Annotated in this window: 14 protein-coding genes; 7 read left to right on the top strand and 7 right to left on the bottom strand. The window is 70.6% G+C overall.

What is annotated here, in order from left to right:
• Positions 1-159 precede the first annotated feature (159 nt).
• The 3 genes from ACWC91_RS21690 to ACWC91_RS21700 form a co-directional block, all read right to left on the bottom strand.
• A complete protein-coding gene (locus ACWC91_RS21690; protein ID WP_376505239.1) occupies positions 160-1,341 on the bottom strand; it encodes an ROK family transcriptional regulator in 1,182 nt (393 codons plus the stop codon).
• Between the two features lie 258 nt (positions 1,342-1,599).
• On the bottom strand, positions 1,600-2,277 hold the full coding sequence (locus ACWC91_RS21695) for a GntR family transcriptional regulator (RefSeq protein ID WP_225079660.1): 678 nt from the start codon (positions 2,275-2,277) through the stop codon (positions 1,600-1,602).
• Between the two features lie 234 nt (positions 2,278-2,511).
• Entirely contained in the window at positions 2,512-3,459 is a 948-nt protein-coding gene (locus ACWC91_RS21700; protein ID WP_450643210.1) for a beta-ketoacyl-ACP synthase III, read from the bottom strand.
• A 338-nt stretch (positions 3,460-3,797) separates the two neighbouring features.
• On the opposite strand from ACWC91_RS21700, the gene fdhD reads away from it, so the two are divergent.
• Positions 3,798-4,646 (top strand): formate dehydrogenase accessory sulfurtransferase FdhD, encoded by an 849-nt coding sequence (fdhD, locus tag ACWC91_RS21705; RefSeq protein WP_281156355.1) that lies wholly within the window; start codon positions 3,798-3,800, stop codon positions 4,644-4,646.
• Positions 4,647-4,672: 26 nt separating this feature from the next.
• Here the strand turns inward: fdhD and ACWC91_RS21710 are convergent, their stop codons facing one another.
• On the bottom strand, positions 4,673-5,692 hold the full coding sequence (locus ACWC91_RS21710; protein WP_263638609.1) for a bile acid:sodium symporter family protein: 1,020 nt from the start codon (positions 5,690-5,692) through the stop codon (positions 4,673-4,675).
• 211 nt (positions 5,693-5,903) lie between these two features.
• Here ACWC91_RS21710 and ACWC91_RS21715 point away from each other — a divergent pair, with 211 nt between their 5' ends.
• The 4 genes from ACWC91_RS21715 (at position 5,904) to ACWC91_RS21730 (ending at position 10,791) form a co-directional block, all read left to right on the top strand.
• Positions 5,904-6,776: a LysR substrate-binding domain-containing protein gene (locus tag ACWC91_RS21715; protein WP_225079656.1), complete on the top strand. Its 873-nt coding sequence runs from the start codon at positions 5,904-5,906 to the stop codon at positions 6,774-6,776.
• A 369-nt stretch (positions 6,777-7,145) separates the two neighbouring features.
• Positions 7,146-8,972 carry an AMP-dependent synthetase/ligase gene (locus tag ACWC91_RS21720; RefSeq protein ID WP_225079655.1) on the top strand — a complete coding sequence of 609 codons (1,827 nt, stop codon included), beginning with the start codon at positions 7,146-7,148 and terminating at the stop codon, positions 8,970-8,972.
• A gap of 167 nt (positions 8,973-9,139) precedes the next feature.
• Entirely contained in the window at positions 9,140-9,976 is an 837-nt protein-coding gene (locus ACWC91_RS21725; protein WP_388476285.1) for an aldo/keto reductase, read from the top strand.
• A gap of 179 nt (positions 9,977-10,155) precedes the next feature.
• Entirely contained in the window at positions 10,156-10,791 is a 636-nt protein-coding gene (locus tag ACWC91_RS21730) for a glycoside hydrolase family 75 protein (protein ID WP_450643218.1), read from the top strand.
• A gap of 162 nt (positions 10,792-10,953) precedes the next feature.
• Here the strand turns inward: ACWC91_RS21730 and ACWC91_RS21735 are convergent, their stop codons facing one another.
• From ACWC91_RS21735 to ACWC91_RS21745, 3 genes are all read right to left on the bottom strand, one after another.
• The gene (locus tag ACWC91_RS21735) at positions 10,954-11,880 is read right to left on the bottom strand and encodes a class I SAM-dependent methyltransferase (RefSeq protein ID WP_450643213.1); all 927 of its coding nucleotides are present in this window, start codon (positions 11,878-11,880) and stop codon (positions 10,954-10,956) included.
• 177 nt (positions 11,881-12,057) lie between these two features.
• Positions 12,058-13,764: a glycoside hydrolase family 6 protein gene (locus ACWC91_RS21740; RefSeq protein ID WP_450643214.1), complete on the bottom strand. Its 1,707-nt coding sequence runs from the start codon at positions 13,762-13,764 to the stop codon at positions 12,058-12,060.
• A 134-nt stretch (positions 13,765-13,898) separates the two neighbouring features.
• Positions 13,899-15,374, bottom strand: coding sequence for a cellulose binding domain-containing protein (locus tag ACWC91_RS21745; protein ID WP_450643215.1), 1,476 nt, complete (start codon positions 15,372-15,374; stop codon positions 13,899-13,901).
• Between the two features lie 296 nt (positions 15,375-15,670).
• On the opposite strand from ACWC91_RS21745, the gene ACWC91_RS21750 reads away from it, so the two are divergent.
• A complete protein-coding gene (locus ACWC91_RS21750) occupies positions 15,671-18,589 on the top strand; it encodes a glycoside hydrolase family 48 protein (protein ID WP_225079651.1) in 2,919 nt (972 codons plus the stop codon).
• Between the two features lie 142 nt (positions 18,590-18,731).
• Entirely contained in the window at positions 18,732-21,428 is a 2,697-nt protein-coding gene (locus ACWC91_RS21755; RefSeq protein WP_450643663.1) for a cellulose binding domain-containing protein, read from the top strand.
• The last annotated feature ends 38 nt before the right edge of the window (positions 21,429-21,466 follow it).

Consider the following 21,466-nt stretch of genomic DNA (forward strand, 5'->3'; position numbering starts at 1 on the left):
CGCGGGACGTGCCGGTGGTGCCGAGGTACGTGCTCTGGTGGTGCGGGACGTGCCGGTGGTGCCGAGGTACGTGCTCTGGTGGTGCGGGACGTGCCGGTGGTGCCGTGCTGTGTGCCGGTGGTGCGGGACGTGCCGGTGGTGCGGGGTGGTGCGCGCCGGTCAGGCCGGCGAGAACAGGTGGTCGCTGATGAGCCGGGCCGCGCCGATGACTCCGGCGGCGGGCCCCAACTCGCCCAGGACGATGGGCAGGTTGCCGGTCGCCAGGGGCAGCGACTGGCGGTAGACCTGGGTGCGGATCGCGGCGAGCAGGGTGTGGCCGAGGCCGGTGACCCCACCGCCGATCACCACCAGGCCGGGGTTGAAGAAGGAGACCAGTCCGGCGATGACCTGGCCGGTGCGGGTGCCGCCCTCCCGGATCAGGCCGAGCGAGGTGGCGTCGCCCGCGGCGGCCGCGGCGGCCACGTCGGCGGCGCTGAGGCTGCCGTTCGTCTCCAGCCGGGTCGCCAGCTCGACCGACAGGCCCTGCTGGGCCGCCTCCAGCGCGTCACGGGCCAGGGCCGCCCCGCTGAAGTGGGCCTCCAGGCAGCCCCGGTTGCCGCAGACACAGGGGCGCCCGTCGGGCACGGCCTGGATGTGCCCGATGTCGCCCGCGCTGCCGGTCGTTCCTCGGTGGACCTCGCCGCCGACGACGATGCCGCAGCCGATGCCGGTGCCGATCTTGACGCAGAGGAAGTCGCCCACGGAGCGGGCGACGCCCGCGTGCTGCTCCCCCATCGCCATGAGGTTCACGTCGTTGTCGACCATGACCGGGCAGCCGAGCTCCTGGCTGAGCGCCTCCCGCACGGGGAAGCCGTCCCAGCCCGGCATGATCGGGGGTGCCACGGGGACGCCCTGGGGGAAGCGGACGGGGCCGGGGACGCCGATGCCGGCGCCGTCGTAGCCCTCCGCGAGCCCCGACATCCGCAACTTCGCGGCCATGGCGAGGACTTGCTCGAAGACGGCGACGGGCCCCTCGCGTACGTCCAGCGGCTGGTTGAGGTGTCCGAGCACTTCCAGTTCGGCGTTGGTGACCGCGACGTCGACCGAGGTCGCGCCGATGTCGACGCCCAGGAAACGCAGTTCGGGGGCGAGCCGGACGTTGTGGGAGCGGCGGCCGCCGCGCGAGGCGGCGAGTCCGTCGGCGACGACCAGTCCCGTCTCCAGGAGCCGGTCCACCTCCACGGCCAGTTTCGACCGGGACAGCTCGACGCGGTCGCCGAGCTGTGCCCGGGAGCTGGGTCCCCCGTCGCGCAGCAGCTTCAGCAGCCGGGCCTGGTGTGTGTTGGCGGGTCGTGCCGTCATACGTCTCACGTGCCCCTCCCCGCCTCAATTCGGCCTGTGCGCAAGGGATTCCGGCCACTTGGCCGCTTGCTTGAGAGAGGAACGTAGCAGCGACTGCCGGAACTGGGAAGAAGTTGCGCATGGATTGCCGCCAACTTTCCCCACCGACAGGACAAAGTTGGCGGCGCCGAGCGGGACCCCGGGCCGGCCCTCATGAGGTCGGGGCGGGGCTCGTCGGGTCGGGGCACGGCCCGTGGGATCAGGGCTCGGCGGGTGGGGTCAGGGCTTCGCCTGGCCGTGGTACGACCTGCGGGTGTGCTCCGTGTGCTCGCGCATCAGACGGGTCGCGCGCTGCTCGTCGCGGTCGGCGATCGCCTCGATGAGCTCGCGGTGCTCGATCCAGGACTGGCGGCCGCGCTGCCGGGCCACCGGCGTGTAGTACCAGCGCACCCGGCGGTCGACCTGGGCGGCCAGCTCGGCGAGCACCGCGTTGCCGGCCAGCTCCACGATCCTGGCGTGGAAGCGGGCGTTCAGGGCGACGGCCGTGTCCACGTCGTCGGCGGCGACGGCCTCGAACCCCTGCGCCACCAGCTCCTCCAGGGCGGTGACGCCGTCGCGGTCCGCGTTCGCGGCGGCGAGGCGGGCCGCCTCGGCCTCCAGGAGCATGCGCACGCTGAGGAGCTGGTCGGCCTCCTGCTCCGTCGGCTCGTGCACGAAGGCGCCCTGAGCGGGCCGCAGATCGACCCAGCCCTCGGTGTTCAGCCGCTGGAGCGCCTCGCGCACCGGCTGCCGGGAGACACCGAGGTGCCCGGCGAGTTCGCTCTCGACGAGGTGCTGGCCCGGCTGGAGGGCACGAGTGGTGATGAGCTCCAGCAGGGCTTCGTAGACGCGCTCACGCAGCGGGCCGGGGCGCTCGAGCCTGGGCACCGCCCCCTGCGGCAGTCCTGTCGACAACATCGCGGTCCCCTCCTCGGCCGGGCGCGCGCAGCAGGCGGACACCCGGGGCTTTGACACTCGGGCGGTTCATCGATCGCCGTTCGTCTACAGTCTACGATGCACAGTCGCCACGATCGGCGGATGTCGCGCGCGTCACCCCCGCGCGCGACGCATGTCCGCGCGCGACGCACACGCGCGCGTGAGGCCCGCACGCGTGAACCCCTCCCACCCACCGGGTGAGGACGGGGCCGCCGTTCACGGGCAGCGCACGACCTGCCCGGCGTAGGACAGATTGCCGCCGAAGCCGAACAGCAGCACCGGGTCGCCGGTGGTCACCTCGCCCCGTTCGACGAGCTTGGACAGGGCCAGCGGGATGCTCGCGGCCGAGGTGTTGCCGGACTCGCTGACGTCGCGGGCGACGACGGCGTTGACGGCTCCCAGCTTCGCGGCGAGCGGCTCGATGATGCGCAGGTTGGCCTGGTGCAGGACGACCGCGGCGAGTTCCTCGGGCGCGAATCCGGCCCGCTCGCAGGCCTGCCGGGCCAGCGGCGGCAACTGCGTGGTGGCCCACCGGTAGACGCTCTGCCCCTCCTGCGCGAACCGCGGGGGCGTGCCCTCGATCCGCACCGCGTGCCCCATCTCGGGCACCGAGCCCCACAGCACCGGCCCGATCCCGGGCTCCTCGCCCGGCCGGCAGGCCTCGACCACGACGGCCCCGGCCCCGTCGCCGACGAGCACGCAGGTCGTGCGGTCGGTCCAGTCGGTCACGGCGGTCATCTTGTCGGCGCCGATGACCAGGGCGCGGGTCGCGGCACCGGCGCGCACCGTGTGGTCGGCGGTGGCCAGGGCGTGGGTGAAGCCCGCGCACACGACGTTGAGGTCCATCGCGGCCGGCCGCGGCACGCCGAGCCGGGCGGCGACGCGGGCGGCGGTGTTCGGGGAGCGGTCCGTGGCCGTGGAGGTGGCGACCAGCACCAGGTCGATGTCGGCGGGCGCGAGGCCGGCCGCCGCGAGCGCCTTCGCGGCGGCGTGCGCGGCGAGCTCGTCGACCGGCTCGTCGGGCGCGGCGATGTGCCGGGTACGGATGCCCACCCGGCTCCTGATCCACTCGTCGCTGGTCGCCACGATGCCCTCCAGGTCCTCGTTGGTGAGCACCTTGGCGGGCTGGTAGTGACCGACGGCGGTGATGCGCGAGCCGTTCATGGGTGATCCCCCTCGTGGCCGTGGGTAGCGGGATTCACCAGTCTGATCAGTGACTCACGGGTAACGCGGCAGGTGAAGTCACAGGATTGGCGGTCCCCGCTTGTCGGCTTCTGTCAGAGGAGGCCCGCCCTCACGGCTGGGGACCCTTGCCCTCGCGGCGGCAGGCAGCAGACAATACATCGTCGACAGTATTCAGGCACCTGTCCTCGGGAGAGGTCACGGCCGCCGTGGGCAGGGGCGGGGTTCTCCCGCCGCGATCCCCTGCCGCGCGTGCAGGACAATGAGATCGTCGGGGCCGCTTCGGCCGGAGAGCGCACAGAACCGGGGCTGATCAGGACATGGGACGAGTCACGGAACGACGCAAGGTGATCCGCATCCGGGACGGAGCCGTCTCGTCCCGTCCCGACACGCTGGTCGCCGAGGAGCCGCTGGAGATCCGGCTGAACGGCAAGCCGCTCGCGATCACCATGCGCACACCGGGCGACGACTTCGCGCTGGCGGCCGGTTTCCTGGTGAGCGAGGGCGTGCTGGCCGCCACGTCCGACCTGGTGAACATCGTGTACTGCGCGGGCGCGACGGCGGACGGCTCGAACACGTACAACGTGGTGGACGTGAAGACCGCGCCGGACGTCGTCCTGCCCGACATCACCCTCGAACGCAACGTGTACACGACCTCGTCGTGCGGCCTGTGCGGCAAGGCGAGCCTGGACGCGGTCCGTACGACGGCCCGCTGGCCGATCTCCGACACGCCTCCGCTGCGGGTCGGGCCCGAGCTGCTGGCGAGCCTGCCCGACCGGCTGCGGGCCGCCCAGCGCGTCTTCGACCGCACCGGCGGGCTGCACGCGGCGGCCCTGTTCACCGAGGACGGCGAACTGGTGGACATACGGGAGGACGTGGGCCGGCACAACGCGGTCGACAAGCTGATCGGCCGCGCCCTGCAGAACGGCGACCTGCCCCTGTCCCGCAGGATCCTGCTGGTCTCCGGCCGCGCCTCCTTCGAGCTGGCCCAGAAGGCCGTCATGGCGGGCATCCCGGTGCTGGCGGCCGTCTCGGCGCCGTCGTCCCTGGCGGTGGACCTGGCCGCGGAGACGGGACTGACGCTGGTGGGCTTCCTGCGGGGCAGCTCCATGAACGTGTACGCGGGCGCGGAGCGGATAGCCCTGCGGGAGGCGGCCGCCCACGGCTGAGCCGCCCCACGGTCAACGAGGACCTGTCAACGGGGAGGGGTCGCCGTGCCGACCGCGGTGCGTGACGCCGCCGGCGGCGCCGGCTCGGCGCCCTCCTGCCGCGCCTCGGGGTCCCGCGCCCGGCGCTTGGCGATCACCGCGCACACCATGAGCTGCATCTGGTGGAAGAGCATCAGCGGCAGCACGGCGAGCGAGGCATGGGCGCCGAACAGGACGCTCGCCATGGGCAGCCCGGAGGCCAGCGACTTCTTCGAGCCGGCGAACTGCACCGCGATGCGGTCCTCGCGGGAGAAGCCCAGCGCCCGTGTGCCGTACCAGGTCAGGGCGAGCATCACGGCGAGCAGCAGGGCCTCGACGACGAGCAGCCCGCCGAGCCGTACGGGACTGACCTGGTGCCAGATGCCGCGCACCATGCCCTCGCTGAACGCGGTGTAGACGACGAGCAGGATCGAGCCGCGGTCGACCAGCCCGAGGACCTTCTTGTGCCGGGCGACGAAGCCTCCGATCCACGGCCTGAGGACCTGCCCGGCGACGAACGGCACGAGCAGCTGCATCACGATCGTGACCAGCGAGTGGCCGGAGAAGCCGCCGCCGCTGTTGCCGAGCAGCGCGGCCGCGAGCAGCGGGGTCAGGATGATGCCGACCAGGGAGGAGAAGGATCCGGCGCAGATCGCGGCGGGCACGTTGCCGCGGGCGATGGAGGTGAACGCGATCGACGACTGGATGGTCGACGGGACCAGGGTGAGGAAGAGCAGGCCCTGGTAGAGCGGCTGGTTCAGCAGCACCGGGACGAGGCCGCCGGCGGCGAGGCCGAGCAGCGGGAAGATCAGGAAGGTGCAGGCCAGGACCGTGACATGCAGCCGCCAGTGCTTCAGGCCGTCCAGCGCCTCACGGGTGGACAGCCGGACGCCGTAGAGGAAGAACAGCAGGGCGATCGCGGCGGTCGAGGCGCCCGAGGCCGCATGGGCGGCCGTGCCGCGGGCCGGGAGGAGTGCCGCGACGCCCACCGTCCCCAGCAACAGGACGATGTACGGGTCGATCGGCAGCCGGTTCGTCCTGCGCAGGCGTTTCACGGTGCTCCACTTGCTCGTGCTGTTCGGTTCGGTACGGGCGCCGTCACGCCCGTACGGCCCGTGCGCCCCGTTCCACAGGCCGACGGATCCCCTCTCCATCGTGCTCCCTCCGAGATCGATCGGGAATCCGTCATACCGCTCTGACTGTCATCGGGTTCTGCGATAACCGCGTAGCCTGTGCCTCGTGTACGACCCCGCCCAGCTGCGCACCTTCCTGACCGTGGCCCAGACCCTCAGCTTCACGGGGGCGGCCCGGCGGCTCGGGCTGCGCCAGTCGACCGTCAGCCAGCACGTGCGCCGTCTCGAGGACGCGACCGGCCGGCTGCTGTTCACCCGCGACACCCACTCGGTGGAGCTGACCGAGGACGGCGAGGCCATGCTGGGCTTCGCGCGCCGGATCCTCCAGGTGCACGAGCAGGCGACGGCGTTCTTCACCGGTGCCCGGGTGCGCGGCCGGCTGCGGTTCGGCGCGTCGGAGGACTTCGTGCTGACCCGGCTGCCGGAGATCCTGGAGGGCTTCCGCTACGAGCACCCCGAGGTCGACCTGGAGTTGACGGTGGAGCTGTCGGGCACCCTGCACGAGCAGCTCGCCGCCGGAAAGCTCGACCTGGTGCTGGCCAAGCGGCGCCCCGAGGACCCGCACGGCGAGCCGGTCTGGCGCGACCGACTGGTCTGGATCGGCGCCGAGCGGCTGCGCCTGGACCCCGACCGCCCGGTGCCGCTCATCGTCTACCCGCCGCCGGGCATCTCCCGGGCCCTCGCCCTGGAGGCCCTGGAGCGCCAGGGCCGGCCGTGGCGCGTCGCCTGCACCAGCGGCAGCCTCAACGGGCTGATCGCCGCCGCCCGCGCGGGCCTCGGCGTGATGGCCCACTCCCGTGGCCTGATCCCGCCGGGCCTGGCGCGCGTCCCGGACCGCGCGGGCCTGCCGGAACTGGGCGGAGTCGACTTCGTCCTCGTCCACGGCCGCCGTCACGACACACCCCACCACGCGGCCGACGCCCTGGCCACGGCCATCCTGACCAGCGGCGACCGCCTCCACCAGCGCGGAGTCGGCTAGACCGCGACCGGCCCGGATCGCCCACGGCCGTCGCCGCGACCGGCCCGGATCGCCGACGACCGTCGCCGCGGCCGGCCCGGATCGCCGACGACCGTCGCCGCGGCCGGCGTCCGGCTTGTTCACTGCGGTCGCCGCGACCGTCGGGCCGGCCGGTTCCGGGGGCCGTAATCGGGCCGTACAGATTCGGTGCAGATAACGGCACCGAAACTTACTGATCCGTAGGAAATCCTGTCCGACCCTTCCCCTTGTGAGCGCATTTTCCGGCGTCCCCCGAGGCGCCGCCCGCCCGCGCGGGCCCTCCCGCCCCCCGCCGCGCTGGGGTAGCTTTCACGGCGCTGTGCGGAGCGTCACAAGGAACGGGAGCGGGGTTTGCGCGAGTTCACCAGCCCTCCGTCGACGTTGCCACCGCCGGTGGGCGGACTGGCCGACGTCGTCTTCCAGCATGCGCTGGACGACCCGCTCCACATCGCGCTCGGCCGCAAGGACGAGTTCGGCAGGTGGCGGGACGTAACCTGCGCCGAGTTCCGCGACGAGGTGCTGGCCCTCGCCAAGGGCCTGCTCGCCCAGGGCATCCGCTTCGGCGACCGCGTCGCGATCATGTCCCGTACCCGCTACGAGTGGACGCTGTTCGACTTCGCGCTGTGGACGATCGGCGCCCAGGTGGTGCCGCTCTACCCCACCTCCTCGGCCGAGCAGTGCTTCTGGATGCTGTACGACGCGGAGGTCACGGCGGCGGTCGTGGAGCACGAGGAGCACGCGATGACGATCGCCACCGTCATCGACCGGCTCCCGCGGCTGCGCCTGCTGTGGCAGCTGGACACCGGCGTCGTGCAGCAGCTGTACGACGCGGGCGGGCACATCGACGACGACGTGGTGCACCGGCACCGGGAGGCGGTCACCCCGGACTCGGTCGCGACCGTCATCTACACCTCCGGAACCACCGGCCGGCCCAAGGGCTGCGTGCTGTCGCACGGCAACTTCATGCACGAGTCGGACACGGTGATCGAGCGCTGGGAGCCGGTGTTCCACAGCAGGAAGGGCGACGAGGCGGCGACGCTGCTGTTCCTGCCGCTCGCCCACGTCTTCGGCCGGATGGTGGAGGTCGCCGCGATCCGCGGCAAGGTCCGTTTCGGCCATCAGCCGCAGCTGAGCGCCTCCGCTCTGCTGCCCGACCTCCAGGCGTTCCGGCCGACGTTCATCCTGGCGGTGCCGTACATCTTCGAGAAGGTGTTCGGCGCCGCCCGCCGCAAGGCGGAGAAGGAGGGCAAGGACGGGCCGTTCGAGAAGGCCGTCGAGGTCGCCGTGAAGTACGCGGACGCCGTCGAGGCCAAGGCGTGGGGCATCGGCCCCGGCCCCTCGGCCGGACTGCGGATGCAGCACCAGTTCTTCGACAAGTTCGTGTACTCCAAGGTGCGCGCCGCCATGGGCGGCAGGATCCGCAACGCGATGTCCGGCGGCTCGGCGATGGACCGCCGGCTCGGCCTGTTCTTCGCGGGCGCCGGGGTGCAGATCTACGAGGGCTACGGGCTGACCGAGTCCACCGCGGCGGCCACCGCCAACCCGCCCGAACGCACCCGCTACGGCACGGTCGGGCAGCCCATCCCGGGCAGCACCGTGCACATCGCCGACGACGGCGAGATCTGGCTGCACGGCGACAACGTCTTCCAGGGCTACCTCCACAACAAGAAGGCCACCGACGAGACCCTGCACGACGGCTGGCTGGCCACCGGCGACCTCGGCTCCCTCGACGAGGACGGCTATCTGACGATCACCGGCCGCAAGAAGGAGATCCTGGTGACCTCCGGCGGCAAGAGCGTGGCGCCGGGCGTGCTGGAGGAGCGGGTGCGCGACCACCCGCTGGTCTCCCAGTGCATCGTCGTCGGCAACGACCGTCCCTATGTCGCCGCGCTGGTCACCCTCGACACGGAGGCCGTCGAGCACTGGCTCCAGATGCGCGGCAAGCCGCGGATGCCGGCGGCCCGGCTGGTGCACGACCCCGACCTGGAGACGGAGGTCCGCCGAGCGGTGGTCGCCGCCAACACGCTGGTCTCCCAGGCCGAGTCGATCCGCACCTTCCGTATCCTCGCCCAGCCGTTCACCGAGGAGCACGGTCTGCTGACCCCGTCCCTGAAGCTGAAGCGCAAGGCCATCGAGAACGCGTACGCCGACGAGGTGGAGGCGCTGTACCGGATCTGAGCGGGACCGCGCCGCCCCAGCCACCCGGCCCGGTTCCAGCTGGTTCCAGCCGGTTCCAGCAGGTTCCAGCCGGTTCCGGCAGGAACGGCCGCTCAGGAATGCGATCAGGCTCGTGATCGTTGACGATGGGACCGACACACGACGACAAGCGAAGGATCGAGAAGCTCGTGAGCAGCAAGGTCCCCCCGATCATCCTCAACAACGGCGTCGAGATGCCCCAGCTGGGCTTCGGTGTCTGGCAGGTGCCGGACGACGAGGCGGAGCGGGCCGTCGCCACCGCGCTGGAGGCCGGGTACCGCAGCGTCGACACAGCGGCGATCTACGGCAACGAAGAGGGCACCGGCAAGGCCATCGCCGCGTCCGGCATCCCGCGCGAGGAGGTCTTCGTCACCACCAAGCTCTGGAACAGCGACCAGGGGTACGACTCCACGCTGCGCGCCTTCGACGCGTCGCTGGCCAAGCTCGGACTGGAGTACGTGGACCTCTACCTGATCCACTGGCCGACGCCGGCCCGGGGGAAGTTCGTCGACTCCTACAAGGCGTTCGAGAAGCTGCACGCGGCCGGGCGCATCCGGGCAATCGGCACCTCCAACTTCCTTCCGGAGCACCTGGAGCGCCTGATCGCCGAGACCTCGGTGATCCCGGCGGTCAACCAGATCGAGCTGCACCCGCACCTCCAGCAGCACGCCGCCCGCGAGTACCACGCGGAGCAGGGCATCGCCACCGAGGCCTGGTCGCCGCTCGGCCAGGGCAAGGGCCTCCTGGAGGTCCCGGCGATCGTGGCGATCGCACAGAAGCACAACCGCACGCCCGCCCAGATCGTGCTGCGCTGGCACCTCCAGCTCGGCAACGTCGTGATCCCGAAGTCCGTGACGCCCTCCCGGATCCGGGAGAACATCGAGGTCTTCGACTTCAGCCTGGACGACGAGGACCTCGCGGCGATCAGCGCCCTGAACGAGGACCGGCGCCTGGGCCCGGACCCGGCGAAGTTCGACATGGCCTGACCCGGCCGGCCCACGGCGCGCCCCGGACCACTGCCCGGCGGTTCCGGGGCGCGCCGCGCTTCGTCGCTGTTGAAACGCACCTCCCGGTAAGGAAACTTTCCTGACAGAAGGAGCCCGCAGTGCACATACGAAGACCGCCCCTCGCCACGGCCCTCGGCGCGGCCCTGCTCACCACGGGAATGCTCCCCGCGCACGCCTCCGGCGCCGCCGGACCCCGGTCCGAACGGGAGGGCTCGGTCGGCGCCGCCGACCTGCTCGCCAAGGTGAAGACCTGCCGGCAGATATCCAACGGCAAGTACCGCACGGATGCGGGCGCTTCGGCCACGGTCCCCGTGTGCGGCAAGAACGGTGCGGTGTTCTGGAAGGCCGACATGGACATCGACTGCGACGGCCAGCGCACCACCCACTGCAACGAGAGAATCGACCCCTGGTTCCAGAACGACACGGCCTTCCACCAGTCCGACGGCCGGCCGCTCAAGTCCGAGTCGCTGCCGTACGTCGTGGTCCCGAGCCCGAGCGGCATCTGGAACTACGCCGGATCCGGCATCAGCGGCGGCAGCGTGGTGGCCGTGATCCACAACAACAGGGTCGAGTACGCGGTCGTCGGCGACACCGGCCCCTCGAAGATCATCGGTGAGGCCTCGTACGCCACCGCCAAGGCCCTCGGCATCAACCCGGACCCGGTCACCGGCGGCGTCGACTCCGGCGTGACGTACATCCTGTTCAGGAACTCCCGGGCCTCGCCGATCGAGAGCCACAGCGCGGCGGTCGCGCTCGGCGAGCGGCTGGCGAGGGAGTTCATCGCCGCCAACTGAGCCAGGAGGGCGGGTCGGCTCAGTCGGGCCGGCGTCAGGGTCACCCCCACGCCCCTGCCGACCAGCACGATCCGCCCCGGCGAAGTCACGGAGCCGCCGCCCGCCGCGCCCGGTGACGGCCACCCGGTGCCCGGCGCCGGGCACCCGCCGTGCCCCTGCGGCTCAGCCGGTCCGCACCCCCGTGTACACCGTGTACGCCTTGAGCACGAAGAGGTCGCTCCTGCGGTGCACGCTCGCCTCGTCCTCGGGGTCGAGGAGCCGGTCGAGGGTGGCACGGTCCTCGTCGTCGACGCCGCTCTCCAGGGACTCGCGGAGCCGGTTCAGGTCGGCGGCGACGTAGGCCCGGGCCGGATCGGAGACCGGGGCGGGCAGGTCGAGCAGGAAGCTGCGGGTGCCGCTGGGCTTCAGTCCCGCGGACGCCAGCAGCGCCGGCCAGTCCTCGGTCTCGGCGACCGAGCCCGGCAACTCCGCCCGCATGCGCGCGAACCAGTCCTCCTGCACCACGTCGAGACGCGCCTGGAGGCCCGGCCGGCCGATGCCGAGGTCGCGGGGCAGGAACCGGGCGGGCAGACCGCCCTCCAGCAGGGCGAGCGTGCCGCCGGGCGCCAGCCGTTCCGCGAACGCGGCGAGGGCGGCCCGCTGGTCGCCCAGGTGGTGCAGGCTGTTGCCGGCCCACAGCAGGTCCGCCGGGTATTCCAACTCATCCAGCACGTTGGGGAGTTCACCGGTGAGTGTGCCGAGGCGATCGGCCAGGCCGAGGCGGGCGGCCCGGGCCCGGGCCCGCTCCAGCAGCGGCTCGGAACCGTCCACCGCGACGACCCGCGCGCTCGGGAACGCCTCGGCGAAGAGGCCGGAGATCACACCCGGCCCGCTGCCGGCGTCGACGACCAGGCCGGGCTCGGGCGCCTGCTCCCCCAGCCACGCCATGACCTTCCCGTACAGGGGCGCGAACAGCTCCGCCTGGGCTTCGAGCAGCGGAGCCATGACGGACCAGTCGATGTCGGTGTGACCGTGGCCGTGGCCGTGGTGGTCGTGCCGGCCGGGGTGAGCCCCCTCGTGGTCGTGGTGTCCGTGGGGTAGGTGCGCCATCTGATCAGCCTCTCTTGTCCGGTGCGGCCAGCCTGCGCCGACGCACCGGGAGAGGGCCACTCCTGTTGCCGAGGCGGCAAAACGGCCGGGGGGCGTGTGCCCCCCGGCCGCGGGGAGGAGCCGTTCGCCGCCCACCGGGGCCGCCCGGCAGGGCCGGCCCCGGCAGATCGCCTCAGATCACGGCAGAGGCGGGTACGCGTTCTTCATCAGCTCCTGGAACTGGGCGGAGAACCAGTGCCCGGAGACCGGAGCGTTCGCCAGCGCGCCCGACGCGCTGTTGCCGTTGCGGGCGTTGCCCCCGTAGGTCGGGTCGCACATGCGGTCGAAGCCCTTGCCCTCGTCGTTCGGGATGGCCGAGCTGGAACCGTCGGACTCCCCCGGAGGCTTCATCCACACGTAGGCGTCGATACCGGCGGCCGGCGCCGCCTGCGGGCGCTCACCGAGACCGGCACCCGCCTGGTTGCACCAGTTGCCCGTGTTGATGCGACGGTCGTAGCGCCCGCCGTCGACATAGGTGTCCACGCTGGTCTTGGCACCCGGACCGGCCGGACGCGCCGATCCGCCCCAGCCGTTCCTGGAGGTGTCGATCAGCATGCCGATGTTGGAGTTGAAGCCGACCGAGACGAGCTTGTTGCGGAAGGCCTGCGCGAACGACAGCTCGTCGACGTACTGGTTCCAGTCCACCCACTTGGACTGGCGCACCGAGACCCCGTTGACCTGGTCGTTGATCGTGAAGTTGTTCTCCTTCAGCGCGCTGTAGTTGGCCGTGTTGGTGATGAAGCCGGTCACGTCGTTGACGGACGCGCCCTCGCTGGTGGCCGCCTGCTTGAAGATGTCGGCCGACGGGCCGAAGTTGTCGTCCCAGCCGATCCAGCCGTGGTGCCCGGCGTCGATGTAGTTGTAGACGTTCGGGATCTTGCCGAGCTTGGCCAGTGCGTAGCCGACGCCCTTGACGTAGTTGCCGTTGGCCTTCATGGTGTCGCACTGCGGTGTGGCGGTGGCGCGGCCGCTGGTGTTGGTGACCAGGTTCGGCAGCGAGTCGATCTCGATGGTGGTGACGATCCGCAGCGAGGAGTACTTGGAGTCGCCGAGGATGGCCGCGATCGGGTCGATGAACTGGGTCTTGTACTTGTCGATCTCCGTCGGGCCGAGCTCGCCGTTGGAGGCGAGGGCCGCGCAGTCGCGTCCCGGCAGGTCGTAGACGACGACCTGGATGACCTCTTCGCCGCTGCCCTTCTGCTTCAGGGCCTCGTCGAGGTGGGCGCGCAGACCCATGCCGCCGTTCACGCCGTTGATCGCGGCGATGCGGTCGAGCCAGACGCCGGTGGGCTGGCTGGAGACGCGGCTGCCGCCCGGCTCCGCGGCGGCCTTCGCGGACCACTCCGGGTTCACGTACACCTTGGCGCCGGCGTACGGGTTGTCGACCCGGCTTCCGTTGCCGCCGCCCGGGTCACCGCCGCCGGGGTCGCCGCCACCGCTGTCGACGTTGCAGGTGACACCGTCGAGGGTGAAGGCGGCCGGGATCGCGTTGGTGCCGCTGTAGGTGCCCTGGAAGCCGAAGTTGACGGAACCGCCCGTGGGAAGGCTGCCGTTGTAGCTCTCGTTGGCCGCGGTGACGTTGGCACCGCTCTGGCTGATCTTCGCGTTCCAGCCACTGGTGACCTTCTGGTTACCGGCGTAGGTCCACTTCAGCGACCAACTCGACTTGGCGGCGCCGTTGTTCTTGACGGTGACATCGGCGGTGAAGCCGCTGTCCCACTGGTTGACCTTGTAGTCGACGGTACAGGGGACGGCGGCACTGGCGGGTGCGGCGGTCAGCGCCGTCCCCGTGGCCCCGGCCACCAGGGCCATGGCGGCGAGTATCGATGTTCTGGTGCGGCTCATGAGTGCGAAGTGCTCCTTCTTTCCAACGTGACTTGCGGATGGGGGACTTTCGGACTTGCGGCCTTTCGGAAAGAGACGTGCGGACTCGGTGGTTGTGGACGTGGAGTCGCGGACTCGGACGTGCGGGGAGGGACTCAGGGGCTGAGGGCGCGCAGGTGGTCGCGCAGCCCGGCGCCGAACGCCGTGGGCGTACCGTCGTAGGCGGAGATCAGGGACGGCCCGGAGGAGCAGTCCCAGGTGTTCCAGGTCCAGCCCAGGTAGGACAGGCCACGGTCGTCGAACCACTTCATGACCTGGTCGATGAATCCGTGCGAGCAGGTGTTCTCGCCGATCTCCCCGGCCACCAGCGGCACCTGGGCCGCGACCGGGGCGAGGGTGGAGTTCCAGCAGCTCGCGCTGGAGCAGGTGTTGAAGTTGTAGACGTGGTAGGAGGCGCCCAGATTGCCGGTCGGGTCGCTGGGCCGGTAGGTGAGCCACTGGCCGAGGTCGTTGGAGTACGCGAGACCACCGGCGAGGATGACGTTCTTGGCCCCGGCACCGCGGATCGAGTCGACGAGGCTCTGCATGCCGGCGACCTGGTACCCGATGCCCGGACAGGTGCCGCCGTCGCGCCAGCACTGCCAGGCGTCGGTGAGACTGGAGGTCGCCCGGTCCGGATAGGGCTCGTTGAACAGGTCGAAGACGACGGCCTGGTCACCCTTGAAGGTGCTGGCGACCGAGGACCAGAACGACGGGGTGTACTGGGCGTCGGGCATCGGCTTCTGGCAGGTGGCGTGGACGTCGGAGCAGCCCGCCGAGTTGCCGGTGTACTGGCCGTACGTCCAGTGCAGTTCGACGATCGGGGTCATGCCGTACGCCTCGACCCGGGCCACCAGCTCCTTGACCGCGCTGATGTAGTTGGCGCCCGCGTACTGCGGTTTGATGTTGGAAAGACCCAGCCAGCACTCCTCGTTGAGGGGGATACGGACGGCGTTCGCCTTCCAGTCGGCGATCGCCTTGATCGCGGCGTCGTCCACGGGGCCGTCCCAGATGCCGTAGCCCTGGACGCACATGAACTCGCCGCCGGAGCGGTTGACCCCGAGCAGCCGGCGGTTCTTCCCGGCGGCGTCGACCAGCTTGGTGCCCGAGACGTGCAGGGCGGGTGCCTTGCCGTCACCGGTCGGCGGCGGATCCGTCGGAGGTGTGGACGGCTCCGAGTCGACGTTGCAGGTGGTGCCGTTGAGCTTGAACGCCGTCGGCACGGGATTGCTCCCCGACTTGGAGCCTAGGAAACCCGCGCTGACACTCGCGCCGGTGCCCAGCGAGCCGTTGTAGCTCTCGTTGGCGGCGGTCACCGTCGTACCGGACTGGGACCACTTCGCATTCCAGCCCTGGGTGACCTTCTGACCGCCCGCGAAGTCGAAGGTGATACTCCAACTGCTCATCGGAGCCTGGTTGTTGGTTATCTTCACGTCGCCCTGGAAGCCGACGTCCCACTGATTGGTGACGGTGTACTCCACCGTGCACGCGGGTGCGGCTCCGTGCGCCGTGACCGCCGGCACGACCACGCTCCCGAGGAGCGCGACCGCACCGGCGATGGCTAAAAGGACTGAACGCGGGGGGTGTCGCATGAGCGACTCCTTGCAGCTCTGGCGCGCCGTGACGGCCGCGTCGACTGATGGAATCGCTCCCACTGGTTCGAGTGAAGGTAGCGGCAAGTGACGGCGAAGGACAGAGGGGGTGCGAACTTTTGTCGAACTTCCTCAACTCAACACCCTTTAAAGGAGGTTGACCGGCGTCGAATCTTTTCGACTCTTCAAGGACCTTGACCCCCTGGACACCCGTCCGCACTATGGGAGCGCTCCCACTGGTTCACGGCTTGACGCTCCTCCCCCACCTCCCCCGAGCCGCAAGGAGGAACCAGCACATGCATCCCCGACGCAGACGCCGCGGCGTGCGGCGGCTGTGGACCGCCATCGTGGCGGCCCTCGCGCTTCCGCTCACCATGCTGTCGACAGGGTCGACCACCGCGCACGCGGCGGCCCTTCAGTGCAGCGTGGACTACAAGACCAACGACTGGGGCTCCGGCTTCACCGCGGATCTGACCATCACCAACCGCGGTACGGACGTCATCAACGGCTGGACCCTGACCTACGGCTACTCGGGCAACCAGAAGCTCAGCAACGGCTGGAACGGCATCTGGTCGCAGTCCGGCCAGACGATCACCGTGAAGAACGAGTCGTACAACGGGACGATCGCCGCCGGAAGCGCCGTGAACGCCGGTGCCCAGTTCAGCTACAGCGGCACCAACACCGCGCCGACGAGCTTCGCGGTCAACGGCACCACCTGCGCCGGCGCGCATCAGCCCCCGGTGACGGTGCTGACCAGCCCGTCCGCGGGCGCGGTCTACAGCCAGGGCGCCGCCGTACCGCTCGCGGCGACCGCGGCGGCGGCCGACAACGCGAGCATCACCAAGATCGAGTTCTACGACGACACGACCCTGCTGGGCACGGACACGAGCGCGCCCTACTCGCTCTCGGTCTCCAATTTGACCGTGGGCAGTCATTCGCTGGTGGCGAAGGCGTACGACAGCCTCGGCGCCTCCGCGGAGTCCACGCCGGTCGGCATCACGGTCGCCTCGGGCCCCGCGGTGGTCGCCTCACCCACCCAACTCGGCGTGCAGCAGGGCAAGTCGGGGACCTTCGACGTCAAACTGTCGGGCCAGCCCAGTTCCAATGTGACGGTCGGGGTCACCCGTACGTCCGGCAACACGGGCCTGTCGGTGACCGGCGGTTCCTCGCTCACCTTCACACCGGCCAACTGGAACACCGCGCAGAAGGTGACCGTCACCGCGGACTCCTCGGGCACCGGCTCGGCGGTCTTCACGGCCTCGGCGACCGGCTACACCAAGGCCACGGTCACCGTGACGGAGCTGGCCGCCTCCAAGACGTACGACGCCCGCTTCCTGGACCTGTACGGGAAGATCACCAACCCGGCGAACGGGTACTTCTCCCCCGACGGCATCCCCTACCACTCGGTGGAGACGCTGATCGTGGAGGCGCCCGACCACGGCCACGAGACCACGTCGGAGGCGTACAGCTACCTCCTGTGGCTCCAGGCCATGTACGGCAAGGTGACGGGCGACTGGTCCAAGTTCAACGGCGCCTGGTCGATCATGGAGAAGTACATGATCCCCACCCACGCCGACCAGCCGACCAACTCCTTCTACACCGCCTCCAAGCCGGCGACGTACGCGCCCGAGCTGGACACGCCCAACCAGTACCCGGCGAAGCTCGACTCCGGGGTGTCGGTGGGTCCTGACCCGATCGCGTCCGAGCTGAAGTCCGCCTACGGCACGGACGACATCTACGGCATGCACTGGATCGAGGACGTCGACAACGTCTACGGCTACGGCAACACGCCGGGCGGTCAGTGCGAGGCCGGCCCCACGGCCAAGGGACCGTCGTACATCAACACCTTCCAGCGCGGCGCCGAGGAGTCGGTCTGGGAGACGGTGCCGCAGACCACCTGCGACGCCTTCAAGTACGGCGGCAAGAACGGCTATCTGGACCTGTTCACCGGTGACGACTCCTACGCCAAGCAGTGGAAGTACACCGACGCCCCCGACGCCGACGCGCGCGCCGTCCAGGCCGCGTACTGGGCCGACCTGTGGGCAAGGGCGCAGGGCAAGGGAGCCGATGTGTCGGCCACCGTCGCCAAGGCGGCGAAGATGGGCGACTACCTGCGGTACTCGATGTACGACAAGTACTTCAAGAAGATCGGCAACTGTGTCGGGCCCTCCTCCTGCCCCGCCGGCACCGGCAAGGACGCCTCGCACTACCTGCTCTCCTGGTACTACGCCTGGGGCGGGGCTACCGACACCTCGGCGGGCTGGGCCTGGCGCATCGGCTCCAGCCACGTACACGGCGGCTACCAGAACCCGCTCGCCGCGTACGCGCTGAGCAGCAACGCCGACCTGAAGCCCAAGTCGGCGACGGGCGTGGCGGACTGGAGCAAGTCGCTCCAGCGGCAACTGGAGTTCTACCGGTGGCTCCAGTCCTCCGAGGGCGCCATCGCGGGCGGCGCGACCAACAGCTGGCAGGGCCGTTACGCCACCCCGCCGGCCGGCACGTCGACCTTCTACGGCATGTACTACGACTGGCAGCCGGTCTACCACGACCCGCCGTCCAACCAGTGGTTCGGCTTCCAGGCCTGGTCGATGGAGCGGGTCGCCGAGTACTACCAGCAGACGGGTGACGCCGCCGCGAAGACGGTGCTCGACAAGTGGGTCAAGTGGGCGCTGTCCAAGACCACGGTCAACCCCAACGGCACCTTCCAGATCCCCTCCACGCTCCAGTGGTCGGGTCAGCCGGACACCTGGAACGCCTCCTCCCCCGGCTCCAACAGCGGGCTGCACGTCACCGTCGCCGACTACACCAACGACGTCGGTGTGGCCGCCGCGTACGCCAAGACCCTGACGTACTACGCCGCCAGGTCCGGGGACGCGCAGGCCAAGTCGACGGCGAAGGCGCTGCTGGACGGCATGTGGAACAACAACCAGGACAGCCTGGGCATCGCCGTCCCGGAGACCCGCACCGACTACAGCCGGTTCGGCGACAAGGTGTACGTGCCCAACGGCTGGACCGGCACGATGCCGAACGGCGACAAGATCGACTCCTCGTCGACGTTCGCCTCGATCCGTTCCTTCTACAAGAACGACCCGGCCTGGTCGAAGATCGAGTCCTACCTCAAGGGCGGCGCGGCCCCGGTCTTCACCTACCACCGGTTCTGGGCGCAGGCGGACATCGCCCTCGCCATGGGTTCGTACGCGGAGCTCCTCGAATAAGTCCCCGCTGAACGCTCCGTGTACCGGGGCCCGTCATCCGCCGACGGGACCCCGACCGGGCGGCTCCCTCACGGGGGGAGCCGCCCGGTCGTCACGTCCTTCCCGCTCCTGCCTCCTGCCCTCCGTCGAGAGGAGCCCCACCGTGCGAAGAACCCCCCGCACCGCCCGTGTCCTGACGGCCGTGTTCGCACTCGCCGCCGGACTGCTCGCCGGCGCCCCGTCCGCGGCGGCCCGGCCCGCCGCACCGACCGCGGTCGCGGCGGACACGTACACCTGGAAGAACGCCCGCATCGACGGGGGCGGCTTCGTCCCCGGCATCGTGTTCAACCGCAGTGAGAAGAACCTGGTCTACGCCCGCACCGACATCGGCGGCGCCTACCGCTGGCAGCAGTCGACGAAGACCTGGACCCCGCTGCTGGACTCGGTCGGCTGGGACGACTGGGGCCACACCGGCGTCGTCTCCCTCGCCTCCGACTCCGCCGCCCCCGACCGGGTGTACGCCGCCGTCGGCACGTACACCAACAGCTGGGACCCGGGCAACGGCGCCGTGCTGCGCTCCACCGACCGGGGCGCGAGCTGGAAAAAGGCCGACCTGCCGTTCAAGCTCGGCGGCAACATGCCGGGCCGCGGGATGGGCGAGCGGCTGGCGATCGACCCGAACAAGAACAGCGTGCTGTACCTGGGCGCGCCCAGCGGCAAGGGCCTGTGGCGGTCGACGGACTCGGGGGCGACCTGGTCGCGGGTCACGAGCTTCACCAACCCGGGCAACTACGCGCAGGACCCGAGCGACACGTCCGGCTACGCCAGCGACAACCAGGGCGTCGTCTGGGTCACCTTCGACGAGTCCACGGGCACCTCGGGCAACGCGACGAAGACCGTCTACGCAGGGGTCGCCGACAAGGACAACGCGGTGTACCGCTCGACGGACGCGGGCGCGACCTGGCAGCGGCTGCCGGGGCAGCCGACCGGGTACCTGGCCCACAAGGGCGTGCTGGACGCGAAGAACGGCTACCTGTATCTCGCCTACAGCGACACGGGCGGGCCGTACGACGGCGGCAAGGGCCAGTTGTGGCGGTACGCGACCGCGACCGGCACCTGGACCAACATCAGCCCGGTCGCGGTGGCCGACACCTACTACGGCTTCAGCGGTCTGACGCTCGACCGCCAGCACCCGGGCACGGTCATGGCGACGGCCTACAGTTCCTGGTGGCCGGACACGCAGATCTTCCGCTCCACCAACAACGGCGCGACCTGGACGCAGGCCTGGGACTACACGTCGTACCCGAACCGCTCGAACCGCTACACGATGGACGTGTCGTCCGCACCCTGGCTGACCTTCGGCGCCAACCCCTCACCGCCCGAACAGACCCCGAAGCTGGGCTGGATGACGGAGGCGCTGGAGATCGACCCGTTCGACTCCGACCGGATGATGTACGGCACGGGCGCGACGATCTACGGCACCGAGAACCTCACCGGATGGGACGGCGGCGGCCAGTTCACCGTGCGCCCGATGGTGCAGGGCCTGGAGGAGACCGCGGTGAACGACCTGGCGTCGCCGCCCTCCGGAGCGCCGCTGCTCAGCGCGCTGGGCGACATCGGCGGCTTCCGGCACACGGATCTGGCGAAGGTCCCGTCGATGATGTTCACCTCCCCCACCTTCACCACGAGCACCGGTCTGGACTTCGCCGAGACGAACCCGAACACGGTGGTGCGGGTGGGCGACACGGACTCGGGCGCGCACATCGGGTTCTCGACCGACAACGGCGCCAACTGGTTCGCCGGCACCGATCCGTCGGGCGTGAGCGGCGGCGGGACGGTCGCGGCCGCCGCGGACGGCAGCCGGTTCGTGTGGAGTCCGGCGGGCACGGGCGTGCGGTACACGACGGGCTTCGGGTCCTCGTGGTCGGCGTCGGCCGGGATCCCGGCGGGCGCCGTCGTGGAGTCGGACCGGGTGGATCCGAAGACCTTCTACGGCTTCAAGTCCGGCAAGTTCTACGTGAGTTCGGACGGCGGCGCCACCTTCACCGCCTCGTCGGCCACGGGTCTGCCCAGCGGTGACAGCGTGCGCTTCAAGGCGCTGCCGGGCACGAAGGGCGACATCTGGCTGGCGGGCGGCGCGAGCGACGGCGCGTACGGCCTGTGGCACTCGACCAACAGCGGCGCGTCCTTCACCAAGCTGGCGGGCGTCGAGCAGGCCGACACCATCGGCTTCGGCAAGGCGGCGAGCGGCGCCTCGTACCAGACGCTGTACACCAGCGCGAAGATCGGCGGGGTGCGGGGCATCTTCCGCTCCACCGACAAGGGCGCGAGCTGGACCCGGATCAACGACGACGCCCACCAGTGGGGTTGGACCGGCGCGGCGATCACGGGCGACCCCCGGGTATACGGCCGCGTGTACGTCTCCACCAACGGCCGCGGCGTGATCTACGGCGACACCTCCGGCACCGGCGGCGGGGACACGGGCGGAGGAGACACGGGCGGTGGGGACTCGGGTGGAGGCACGACACCGCCGCCGGCCGGCCCCTGCGCGGTGACGTACAAGGTCACCAACCAGTGGACCGACGGCTTCCAGGCCGACGTCCAGCTGACCAACACCGGTTCCACGGCCTGGAACGGCTGGTCGCTCACCTGGTCCTTCCCGAACGGGCAGAAGGTGACCCAGTTGTGGAACGCCGACTACTCCCAGTCGGGCGCGTCGGTGACGGCGCGGAACGTGAGCTGGAACGGCACCGTGGCGGCCGGTTCCTCGGTGGGCTTCGGCTTCACGGGGAGCTGGTCGGGGACCAACGGCAGACCGGCCGCCTTCACGGTCGGCGGTCAGGCCTGCACGGTCTCCTGACGGGGGGAGGGGCGCGTGCCGGACGCGGCACGCGCCCC

The organism is Streptomyces sp. NPDC001204 (assembly GCF_053598035.1).

Coding starts and splice junctions, on each gene's coding strand:
- ACWC91_RS21690 (WP_376505239.1), bottom strand. CDS start 1,341: ATGACGGCACGACCCGCCAACACACACCAGGCCCGGCTGCTGAAGCTG.
- ACWC91_RS21695 (WP_225079660.1), bottom strand. CDS start 2,277: ATGTTGTCGACAGGACTGCCGCAGGGGGCGGTGCCCAGGCTCGAGCGC.
- ACWC91_RS21700 (WP_450643210.1), bottom strand. CDS start 3,459: ATGAACGGCTCGCGCATCACCGCCGTCGGTCACTACCAGCCCGCCAAG.
- fdhD (WP_281156355.1), top strand. CDS start 3,798: ATGGGACGAGTCACGGAACGACGCAAGGTGATCCGCATCCGGGACGGA.
- ACWC91_RS21730 (WP_450643218.1), top strand. CDS start 10,156: ATGCTCCCCGCGCACGCCTCCGGCGCCGCCGGACCCCGGTCCGAACGG.
- ACWC91_RS21735 (WP_450643213.1), bottom strand. CDS start 11,880: ATGGCGCACCTACCCCACGGACACCACGACCACGAGGGGGCTCACCCC.
- ACWC91_RS21740 (WP_450643214.1), bottom strand. CDS start 13,764: ATGAGCCGCACCAGAACATCGATACTCGCCGCCATGGCCCTGGTGGCC.
- ACWC91_RS21745 (WP_450643215.1), bottom strand. CDS start 15,374: ATGCGACACCCCCCGCGTTCAGTCCTTTTAGCCATCGCCGGTGCGGTC.
- ACWC91_RS21750 (WP_225079651.1), top strand. CDS start 15,671: ATGCATCCCCGACGCAGACGCCGCGGCGTGCGGCGGCTGTGGACCGCC.